2 protein-coding genes and 1 pseudogene are annotated in these 1,873 nt (G+C 38.8%); all 3 read right to left on the bottom strand.

Going from position 1 to position 1,873, the window contains the following annotated elements; translation table 11 throughout:
• Positions 1-349: pseudogene (locus AB4653_RS23775) on the bottom strand (hypothetical protein); the annotation flags it as partial.
• Positions 349-1,326 (bottom strand): hypothetical protein, encoded by a 978-nt coding sequence (locus tag AB4653_RS23770; protein WP_102257815.1) that lies wholly within the window; start codon positions 1,324-1,326, stop codon positions 349-351. The pseudogene AB4653_RS23775 and the gene AB4653_RS23770, both read right to left, overlap by 1 nt.
• 219 nt (positions 1,327-1,545) lie before the next feature.
• On the bottom strand, positions 1,546-1,873 hold a 328-nt coding region (locus AB4653_RS23765; RefSeq protein WP_372105479.1), incomplete at its 5' end, for an amidohydrolase family protein.

The raw sequence follows: 1,873 nt of genomic DNA, 5'->3' as shown, positions 1-1,873 counted from the left end.
CTGCCTCTACTTTACGAATCTCTTCGGTCGCCAAAGAATCTAGGTAGCTATTTACACCTGAATAGCAAAGGAACCAAAATGCTGGAACCAAGGCAAACATAGATATTTTTAGAACCCGACTTGATACGCTCCATTCTCTGATTACAGCTGATGTCCAAGCTAGAACTGCAATTTCTGCGCAACCAAGTAAGACTCCAAAAGGAGAAATTGGGATGAATGGAATCAATGGCTCTGCATGAAATAATACTTCATAACCTTTGACGTTAAAAAGAATAATCATTGCTCCCATGACGAAGAGCATAACTCTAAGCCATATATGTTCAGGTAATTTTATTGTGTTAATGGGCATCAATATTTCTCTACAGGAATATAATTGTCGATATTGTTGGTTTTGAGTATCAGCATTTCATCTCGACCGTACTCAGACATAAATTTGTCATACAAGCCTTTGTTACCATCTATAGCTGCCCAATAAGCTTGGTATTTTTTATAAACCTCATCAATAAACTCAGGAGTATCCGCAACTCCTGGAATATATGGACGGTGAAATCCAACTTCGGCACCTGTTTGAATGTACTTTGTAGAACCAGCTGCATAAATGAAACCGCAAGTTGAATAACAGCGCATGTATTTATCAGCGTCAGTATTCCAGTTATTTTGGAGTATATATTCTCCAATTTTTAAGCCTTCATCTAGTACACCACCAGGGCTATGAAGCATAAACCTTTTTAAATCAACGCCTTGGCTTTTATAGTGTTCGACATAAGCAATGAATTTTTTGAAAGCGCCAGGCACGATAGGACCTTCACCATACAAGTAAGAACCCTTACTATCTTCGCCAATCATGAAGTTGAGTTTCTTTGAGTGACGTAGTGGGTGTTTATACTTTTCAGGCGCATAAAACTCAGGGAAAACTAAAGGTTGGTGGCTAGAGTTATTGTTTTCTTTTTCTACTTGTAACTTCTTTGGTGTCTTTTGTTTCTGCTCTAATGGTTTTTCATTTGCTAATTTGGGCTCTTTTTTTATAGCGTCTTTCTGTTTTTTAGTTTCTTTTGGATCTTCTGCGGTAGAGGCCTTCTGTTTCTGCGAAGGTTTGGGAATCGACTGAGTCTGCAGATTGTCCTGCTCTTTTTCATGTGACTCTAGTGAACTTTGAGAAGCCGTACTTTCCGTTGTGGGAGCCTGTATATACGTATTGTTAGGCGTAGTGTCTTTTATGTTCGTAACATCGTGTGATTTTTCGCTACTAGAAGTAATAGCTTTATCTGTGCATGCGGATAACAAAATGCTCAGCACAATGACTATTGCGCCAATCAGTATTCTCATGTCAAGTAAATCTCAGTGGAGGTTAATTATTGCGCGCACTATACGGTGTAGCGTATGCAATATCAATAACGTATTTGGACAAATATAACGCCTACAGATATTGATCTTATAATTGCATTCACTTGTTACCTTTATGTTTTAATATTATTGATGCTTTTTTATGTTTGTGTTTTTTGGTTGTCTTGGAAAAGATAATGTTCAGTGATTATTAGCTATTTTTTACTTACCTTTGGTTATACGCTCGAAAACCACATCCCCTCTTAACACTGTCATCAACACCTGAGTCTTGGCTATTTGTCTTGCCGATACTGTAGTGATGTCTTTGTTGAGAATCGCGAAGTCCGCTGATTTTCCAACCTCAATAGACCCCGTGACGTCTTCGATACCAAGGCTCTTTGCTGCATTGAGCGTGTAAGCGTCGATAGCTGTGTAGATATCAGTTAGGCCTGTTTTACCCATGATTAAGCTATTTGCGATTCCAACTAGAGGGTTGATGTCGTGTACGTTCCAGTCACTGCTCAAGGTGATATTGGCATCAGTCTTAAGT

Source organism: Vibrio sp. 10N.222.48.A3 (assembly GCF_041475345.1).
GTDB classification, from domain to species: Bacteria; Pseudomonadota; Gammaproteobacteria; order Enterobacterales; family Vibrionaceae; genus Vibrio; species Vibrio tasmaniensis_A.
This window is presented reverse-complemented; position numbering and strand designations above follow the sequence as displayed.

What these genes read in the sequence shown, in the direction of transcription:
- AB4653_RS23770 (WP_102257815.1), bottom strand. Translation starts at nt 1,326, where the DNA reads ATGAGAATACTGATTGGCGCAATAGTCATTGTGCTGAGCATTTTGTTA.